We start from the raw sequence: 8220 nt of genomic DNA on the forward strand, positions 1-8220 counted from the left end.
GATGATCTTCTTTCCTTCCGCCGGTTCCCTCATCCGGGCGGAAGGCAGGCAAGATGGGGGGTGTGACCCTCATTGATCAGCTTCCGCCGAACGCCGACCCCGACACGCTCTTCGAGGCCTTCTCCTCGTGGGCGGAGGACCAGGGCATCAGCCTGTACCCGGCCCAGGAGGAGGCGCTGATCGAGGTCGTCTCCGGAGCGAACGTGATCCTGTCCACCCCGACGGGCTCCGGCAAGAGCCTCGTCGCGGCGGGCGCGCACTTCACCGCGCTCGCCCAGGACAAGGTCACCTTCTACACCGCGCCCATCAAGGCGCTGGTGTCGGAGAAGTTCTTCGACCTGTGCAAGCTGTTCGGCACCGAGAACGTCGGCATGCTGACGGGCGACGCCTCGGTGAACGCCGACGCCCCGGTGATCTGCTGCACCGCCGAGGTGCTGGCCTCCATCGCGCTGCGGGACGGCAGGTACGCCGACATCGGCCAGGTCGTGATGGACGAGTTCCACTTCTATGCGGAGCCGGACCGCGGCTGGGCCTGGCAGATCCCGCTGCTGGAGCTTCCGCAGGCGCAGTTTGTCCTGATGTCGGCCACCCTCGGCGACGTGACGCGGTTCGAGGAGGACCTGACCCGCCGCACCGGCCGCCCGACCTCGGTCGTCCGCTCGGCGACCCGGCCCGTCCCGCTGTCGTACGAGTACGTCACCACGCCGATCACCGACACGATCACCGAGCTGCTGGAGACGCGGCAGGCGCCGGTGTACATCGTGCACTTCACGCAGGCGCAGGCGGTCGAGCGGGCGCAGTCGCTGATGAGCATCAACATGTGCACCCGCGAGGAGAAGGACAGGATCGCCGAGCTGATCGGCAACTTCCGCTTCACCACGAAGTTCGGCCAGAACCTCTCCCGCTACGTCCGGCACGGCATCGGCGTGCACCACGCGGGGATGCTGCCCAAGTACCGGCGCCTGGTGGAGAAGCTCGCGCAGGCGGGCCTGCTCAAGGTGATCTGCGGCACCGACACCCTCGGCGTCGGCGTCAACGTCCCCATCCGCACCGTGCTGTTCACGGCCCTGACGAAGTACGACGGCAACCGGGTGCGCACGCTGCGGGCCCGCGAGTTCCACCAGATCGCCGGCCGGGCCGGGCGGGCGGGCTTCGACACGGCGGGCTTCGTCGTCGCCCAGGCGCCGGAGCACGTCATCGAGAACGAGCGGGCGCTGGCGAAGGCCGGCGACGACCCGAAGAAGCGCCGCAAGGTCGTCCGGAAGAAGGCGCCCGAGGGCTTCGTCGCCTGGTCGGACACCACCTTCGAGAAGCTGATCGCCGCCGAGCCGGAGCCGCTCACCTCCCGGTTCAAGGTCACCAACATCATGCTGCTGTCGGTGATCGCCCGTCCGGGTGACGCCTTCCAGGCGATGCGCAGCCTCCTGGAGGACAACCACGAGCCGCGCAAGGCCCAGCTGAAGCACATCCGGCGGGCGATCGCGATCTACCGCTCGCTGCTGGACGGCGGGGTCGTCGAGCAGCTCGACACCCCGGACGCGGAGGGCCGCACCATCCGGCTGACCGTCGACCTCCAGCAGGACTTCGCGCTGAATCAGCCGCTGTCGACGTTCGCGCTGGCCGCCTTCGACCTGCTGGACCCGGAGTCGCCGTCGTACGCGCTGGACATGGTGTCCGTCGTCGAGTCCACCCTGGACGACCCGCGCCAGATCCTGGCCGCCCAGCAGAACAAGGAGCGCGGGATCGCCGTCGGCGCGATGAAGGCGGACGGGATCGAGTACGAGGAGCGGATGGAGCGGCTCCAGGACATCACCTATCCCAAGCCGCTCGAAGAGCTCCTGCTCCACGCCTACGACGTGTACCGCAAGAGCCACCCGTGGGTCGGCGACCACCCCGTCTCCCCCAAGTCGATCATCCGCGACATGTACGAACGCGCGATGACCTTCACCGAGTTCACCTCCTTCTACGAGCTCGCCCGCACCGAGGGCATCGTGCTGCGGTACCTGGCGAGCGCCTACAAGGCGCTGGACCACACCATCCCCGACGACCTCAAGTCGGAGGACCTCGAGGACCTCATCGCCTGGCTGGGCGAGCTGGTCCGCCAGGTCGACTCCAGCCTGCTCGACGAGTGGGAGCAGCTGGCGAACCCGGAGCTGGAGACGGCGGAGGAGGCCCAGGAGAAGGCCGACCAGGTCAAGCCGGTCACCGCGAACGCGCGCGCCTTCCGCGTCCTGGTCCGCAACGCCATGTTCCGCCGGGTCGAACTTGCCGCCCTGGACCGCATCGACGAGCTGGGCGGGATGGACGCCGACTCCGGCTGGGACGCCGACGCGTGGGGCGAGGCGATGGACGCCTACTGGGACGAGTACGACGACCTCGGCACCGGCCCGGACGCGCGCGGGCCGAAGCTGCTGCAGATCGAGGAGGACCCGGCGCACGGCCTGTGGCGCGTCCGCCAGACGTTCGCCGACCCGAACGGCGACCATGGCTGGGGCATCAGCGCCGAGGTCGACCTGGCCGCCTCCGACGAGGAGGGCCGGGCCGTGATCCGGCTGACCTCGGTCGGCGAGCTCGGCGCGCGCTGACCGACGCCCGCGACCGACCGGACCCGCCGGACCCGACAGTGGAGAGGCCCTGATGACGAACCCCGCCGAGAGACTGGTCGACCTGCTCGACCTGGAGCAGATCGAGGTCAACATCTTCCGCGGCGCGAGCCCGCAGGAGTCCCTCCAGCGGGTCTTCGGCGGGCAGGTCGCCGGCCAGGCCCTCGTCGCCGCCGGCCGCACCACCGAGGGCGACCGGCCCGTCCACTCCCTCCACGCGTACTTCCTGCGCCCCGGCATCCCCGGGGTGCCGATCGTGTACCAGGTGGAGCGGGTCCGGGACGGGCGGTCCTTCACCACCCGGCGCGTCACCGCCGTCCAACAGGGCAAGACGATCTTCAACCTCACCGCCTCCTTCCACCATCCGGAGGAGGGCAGCATCGAGCACCAGCTGCCTCCCCGCCTCGACTTCCCCCATCCGGACACGCTGCCGAAGGTCGCCGACGAGATCCGCGCGCACCTCGGCGCCCTGCCCGAGGCGCTGGAGCGGATGGCCCGCCGCCAGCCCTTCGACATCCGGTACGCGGACCGGCTCCGCTGGACGCCCGGGGAGCTCAAGGGCGCCGATCCGCGCAGCGCGGTGTGGATGCGCGCCGTCGGCCCGCTGGGCGACGACCCGCTGGTGCACACCTGCGCCCTCACCTACGCCAGTGACATGACCCTCCTCGACGCCGTGCGCCTGCCCGTGGAGCCCCTGTGGGGCACGCGCGGCTTCGACATGGCGTCCCTGGACCACGCCATGTGGTTCCACCGGCCCTTCCGCGCGGACGAGTGGTTCCTCTACGACCAGGAGTCGCCGATCGCGCACGGCGGACGCGGCCTGGCCCGCGGCCGCATCTACGACCTGGAGGGCAGGCTGCTGGTCTCCGTCGTCCAGGAAGGACTCTTCCGCCCCTATCCGTCCGGGCGGCCGCAGCCGCAGCCGGCCGCTGCCGCCGAACCGACCCCGAAGAGCTGAGCACTCCCATGCCGACCCCGGCCCACCCCTGCCCCTGCGGGCTGCCCGCCGCCTACGCGGACTGCTGCGGCCGCTTCCACTCCGGCGCCGGGCAGGCCCCGACCGCCGAACTGCTGATGCGCTCCCGCTTCAGCGCCTTCGCCGTCGGCGACACCGCCTACCTGATGCGCTCCTGGCACCCGGCCACCCGCCCCGACAGGCTCGACCTCGACCCGGAGCAGCGCTGGGTGAAGCTGGAGATCCTGGGCACCGACCGCGGCGGGCTGTTCGAGACGGAGGGCTCGGTGGAGTTCCGGGCGCACTACCGCGAGGGCCGGCACGCCGGCTCCCTGCACGAGAACAGCGCCTTCAGCCGGGAGGGCGGGGCCTGGGTCTACGTCGGCCCCCTCTCCCCTGTCGCGTTCGACTGAGCCCGCGCCCCGGTGAGGGCGAAGTCCAGGCCGGCGCGGTACCACCGGACCTCCTCCGGCCGCTCGGCCACCAGCAGCCGCTGCGCCACGGCCGCGGCCGCCGGGATCTGCGGGTGGCCGTACGGCGGGGGCGGGCCGAGCGCGGCCAGCACCATCCGCTCCGCCGGGTCCGGGACGGCCCGCGCCAGCTCCTCCTCCGGGAGGACGGAGGCCAGGACGGCAGCCCGCTCCCAGGGGTCGGCGGTGCGGCCCAGCAGCAGCTCCACGTGCCGGTCCCGCCAGCGGCGGGGCCGCAGGTCCGCCCCGCGGGCCATCAGCTCCCGGTCCTCCGGGGTGACGCCGCCCCGCAGCAGGGCCGTCCGGCGCTCGCCGAACTCCCGCAGCTCCGCGGCGAGGTAGAGCCACACCACCGCCCGGTACCGGTTGATGCGGTAGCCGACGGGGGTGAGGTGCCCGCACCGGGCGAGCCGGGTGAACCGGGTCGGTCCGACGCCGAGCACGGCGGACGCGGCGCCCGCCCCGGCGACCGTCTCGACCTGTGCCCGAAGCGCCTCCGGCGAACCCCCGGCCGCCCGGACGCGCTCCAGCTCCGCCCGCGCGTACCGCGCCGCACCGCCCGGCGCGGGCGGTCCGGCCCGTACGATGCCGAGCTGTACGGCCCGGGCGAACTCGCTCCTGTTGAGGCCGAGTTCCTCGGCGGCGCGCGCACCGCCCACCGCCGCTCCCGGCGGCGGGGGTCCCGCCGCCGCCTCCGCGGCCTCCGGTCCCACGGCTCCCCCGCCCGTCGGGCGCACCTGCGTCGCGAGTTTCACGGCCATCCCCCTCACACATCACGATTACTCTGTGTGACGAAAGTAGCCTGTCGTCGCCACTCTGCGCGAGGTCTGTGGACAACCGCCCCGGACCGCCGCCGCCCGGCCGGGCCCGTCAGCCTCCGGTGATCCGCCGCTCGGCCACCCCCAGGTGCTCCCCCACCCGGTTGACCAGCAGCGTCATCTCGTACGCGACCTGCCCGACGTCCGACTCCGCGGCACTCAGCACGCACAGCGAACTGCCCGCACCGGCCGCCATGACGAAGAGGACCCCCTCGTCGAACTCGACCATCGTCTGCCGTACTTCGCCCGCGTCGAAGTGCCGGCCCGACCCCTTGGCCAGGCTCTGGAGCCCCGCCGCGACGGCGGCCAGGTACTCGGCGTCCTCGCGGACCAGGCCCGCGCTCGCGCCGGTGACCAGGCCGTCGTTGGAGAGCACCACCGCGTGCCGCACCTGCCGGACCCTGCGGGACAGGTCGTCCAGCAGCCAGTCGAGCTGCTTGTCCCATGCCATGTCGAGCCCCTCCCCGTCGGCGCCGCCGCCGCGGCCGCGCCACACCCCGCGTACCAGTGCCGCAAGCCTTCCCCACCCGTGGCTCCCCGGCAAGGAGGACGCCCCGCGGAGAGGGGGAGGGCTCGAAACGCCGCCCGGCCCGACGGGACGGTCCCGCCCTCAGCCGGCGCCGGGCCCCGCCCCCACGGCCTCCAGCAGCCGGGCCGTGTGCACACGGCCGGCGTACTCGACGAGCCGGATCAGCACCTCCTTCCCCGAGTCGCGGTCCCGCGCGTCGCACAGCACCACCGGAGTCCCCCGCTCCAGGTCCAGGGCGCGCGCCACCTCGTCCGCCGCGTAGCGCCCGGAGTCGCTGAAGCAGTTGACGGCCACGACGAACGGGATGCGCCGGTGCTCGAAGTAGTCCACCGCCGGGAAGCAGTCCTGCAGCCGCCGCGTGTCCGCCAGCACCACCGCCCCGAGGGCGCCCTGCGCCAGCTCGTCCCACAGGAACCAGAACCGGTCCTGGCCGGGCGTCCCGAACAGGTACAGGGAGAGCCCGGACCGGATGGTGATCCGCCCGAAGTCCATCGCCACGGTCGTGGTGGTCTTGCGCTCCACTCCCCCGGTGTCGTCGACCAGCCCGCCGGCCTCGCTGAGCCGCTCCTCCGTCCGGAGCGGCCTGATCTCGCTGACCGCGCCGACCATCGTGGTCTTGCCGACCCCGAAGCCGCCCGCGACGAGGATCTTCAGGGCCAGCGCCGCCGCTTCCGGGCCCTCGTCCGCCCCGGCGGCCGTCTCCGGCCCTGCGGCCACATCGTGTCGTCCCATCACAGTGCTCTCAATCCCTCGATGACTTCCCGCAGGATCCGCGTCTGCGGCAGCCGGGCCGGCGGCACCGGCCGGCCGACGCGGACGTGTCCCGCCTCCAGCAGGTCGCCGAGCAGCACCCGCACCACCCCGACGGGCAGGTCGGCGCCGGCGGCGGGCTCCGCCACCGACTGCGTCCCCGCCCGGCACAGGCGCAGCAGCGCCTCGTGCTCCGGCCCCGGCAGGGTGCCCGCGGCGGCACGGGCCTCCACCGCGACCAGGGCGACCAGGGCGACCAGGTCGAGGCGGATGCCGCCCGGTCCCGGCGTCGTACGCCCTCCCGTCACGGCGTACGGCCGCACGGGCGGACCCGCATCGGCGTCGTACCAGCGGCCGCCGTCCCGCGGCCCGGCCGGCCGGCTCACCCTGCGGCCGGCGGCCGGGCGGCGGACCGCGGCCGGGTCTGCAGGTGCTCGCCGACGCGCTTCACGAGCCGGGCCATCTCGTACGCGACCAGCCCGACGTCGGTGCCGGCGCCGCTGAGCACGGCCAGGCACGAGCCGTCGCCGGCGGCGGCGACGAAGAGGAACCCCTCGTCCATCTCGACCAGCGTCTGGCGCACGCCCCCGGCGCGGAAGTGCCGGCCCGCGCCCTTGGCAAGGCTGTGGAAGCCGGACGCCACGGCGGCCAGGTGGTCCGCGTCCCCGGGGTCCAGTGCGCTGGACACGCCCACCGCGAGCCCGTCGTGGGAGAGGACCACGGCGTGGCGGACCTCCCGGACCCGGACCACCAGCTCGTCCAGCAGCCAGTCGAGGCCGACCCTCCCGGGAATGCGGGCGACGCCGCCGTGTGCCTGGTGCTCGATCATCGTGTGGCTCCTTCGCCGCCCGGGCGGGCGGGCTTCTCCTGTGCGCCTCGGACCCATCCGGCCCGGTAGGCCGCCATCCGGTCCCTGGCCCGTTCCGGGCCGGGCCCCGCGGCCTCTTCGGCGGGACGGGCCGCGGCCTGCGGCTCCTGCGGCTGCGGCGGCCGGCGCAGCCGCGGCGCCAGGCCGGCCCGGCGCGTCCGGCGCGGCAGTCCGCCGCCCGCCGCGGCGGCGGACGCGGAGAACACCGCCGGGCGGCGTGCGGGCGGCGGCGCGACCGCACCCGTACGCCGCCGCGGCGCGGAGGGCGGCGCCGCCCCGGCCGGCTCCGGCTCCCGCTCCCCCGCGCCCTGGAGGAGGGGCTCCGGCAGCAGCACCACCGCGGTGGTGCCGCCGTACGGCGAGGGCCGCAGGTGGACGCGTACGCCGTGCCGGGCCGCGAGGCGGCTCACCACGAACAGCCCGCTGACGGAGGCGTACGCGGCGTCCCAGCCGGCGGGCTGCGGCTGGGCGGCGTCCCTGGCCGCGTCCTTCGCGGTGCCCTTGGCCGCGCCCTCGACCGGGCCCTTGGCCGGTTCCGGGGCCGCCGCCAGGGCGCGGTCCTCGGCGGCGGTGAGCTCGGTGTACGCGGAGCTCTCGGCTGCGGACTGCCAGGTGTCCCGCCCGACGGCCGGGAGGTCGCCGGCCGCTCCGGCGGTGAGGGCCCGGCGCGCCCCTACGAGGCCGGCGAGACGGCGAATCGATTCGGCGGTGCGCGGGCCGGGCGACGCCATCAGCGCGTCCTCACGGGAGAGGAGTTCCCCCGCCCGGGTGAACTCCGGCAGGACCCTGGCCTCGGTGCCGAGGTCGGGCCGGTCGCCGCCGGCGAGGGAGCCGAGGACGGCGAGGGCGGCGTCGGCCACGCGGTTGTAGGTCTCGTGGGCGGCATCGGGCGCGGCCCGGCGGTCGGCGGTGTCCTTGCGGACGGCGGCGAGCCCCTCGGCGGCCGAGACGGACTCGCGCAGCCGGACGGCGACGGCGGTGCGCAGCCCGCCCGCTTCGGCCACGGTGTGCCGGTCGCCCAGGCGGAGCCTGCGGACCGCGGCATCGGTGCGCCGCACCTGCCTCTCCGGGTCGGCCGCGCGCCCGTCGGCCGGTGCGGGGACCACGAGGAGCGAGACGGCCTTCGCCCGGACGGTCGCCGGGCGGGGGAGCCGGCGGACGCGGGCGCGGGGCGCGGGCTGCGGCGGCGCCGCTGCTTCCGGTTGTCTCCGGGGTGTGGGCATCTGC

At 74.5% G+C, this 8220-nt stretch carries 9 protein-coding genes; 3 read left to right on the plus strand and 6 right to left on the minus strand.

Annotated elements, in window-relative coordinates; genetic code table 11:
* Positions 1-62: 62 nt before the first annotated feature.
* Genes EF903_RS08015 through EF903_RS08025 form a run of 3 tightly spaced genes read left to right on the plus strand, consistent with a single transcriptional unit; the run spans position 63 to position 3971 of the window.
* A complete protein-coding gene (locus EF903_RS08015; RefSeq protein ID WP_125542320.1) occupies positions 63-2585 on the plus strand; it encodes an RNA helicase in 2523 nt (840 codons plus the stop codon).
* A 52-nt stretch (positions 2586-2637) separates the two neighbouring features.
* Positions 2638-3561, plus strand: coding sequence for an acyl-CoA thioesterase II (locus EF903_RS08020; RefSeq protein WP_125542322.1), 924 nt, complete (start codon positions 2638-2640; stop codon positions 3559-3561).
* Positions 3562-3569: 8 nt separating this feature from the next.
* A complete protein-coding gene (locus EF903_RS08025) occupies positions 3570-3971 on the plus strand; it encodes a YchJ family protein (protein ID WP_125542323.1) in 402 nt (133 codons plus the stop codon).
* Here the strand turns inward: EF903_RS08025 and EF903_RS08030 are convergent.
* The 6 genes from EF903_RS08030 to EF903_RS08055 form a co-directional block, all read right to left on the minus strand.
* Positions 3935-4783: a DUF6397 family protein gene (locus tag EF903_RS08030; RefSeq protein ID WP_125542325.1), complete on the minus strand. Its 849-nt coding sequence runs from the start codon at positions 4781-4783 to the stop codon at positions 3935-3937. The two genes, EF903_RS08025 and EF903_RS08030, sit on opposite strands and share 37 nt — an antisense overlap.
* Before the next feature lie 115 nt (positions 4784-4898).
* Positions 4899-5297 carry a roadblock/LC7 domain-containing protein gene (locus tag EF903_RS08035; RefSeq protein ID WP_125542326.1) on the minus strand — a complete coding sequence of 133 codons (399 nt, stop codon included), beginning with the start codon at positions 5295-5297 and terminating at the stop codon, positions 4899-4901.
* Positions 5298-5456: 159 nt separating this feature from the next.
* A complete protein-coding gene (locus EF903_RS08040; protein ID WP_125542327.1) occupies positions 5457-6107 on the minus strand; it encodes an ATP/GTP-binding protein in 651 nt (216 codons plus the stop codon).
* On the minus strand, positions 6107-6511 hold the full coding sequence (locus EF903_RS08045; protein ID WP_125542329.1) for a DUF742 domain-containing protein: 405 nt from the start codon (positions 6509-6511) through the stop codon (positions 6107-6109). Before EF903_RS08045 ends, EF903_RS08040 begins: the two co-directional genes overlap by 1 nt.
* A complete protein-coding gene (locus EF903_RS08050; RefSeq protein WP_125542331.1) occupies positions 6508-6954 on the minus strand; it encodes a roadblock/LC7 domain-containing protein in 447 nt (148 codons plus the stop codon). Before EF903_RS08050 ends, EF903_RS08045 begins: the two co-directional genes overlap by 4 nt.
* Positions 6951-8220: nitrate- and nitrite sensing domain-containing protein (locus EF903_RS08055; protein WP_221888721.1), on the minus strand; the 1270-nt coding region annotated here is incomplete at its 5' end. The genes EF903_RS08050 and EF903_RS08055, both read right to left, overlap by 4 nt.

This window comes from Streptomyces sp. WAC05292 (assembly GCF_003949955.1).
Taxonomy (GTDB): Bacteria; Actinomycetota; Actinomycetes; order Streptomycetales; family Streptomycetaceae; genus Streptomyces; species Streptomyces globosus.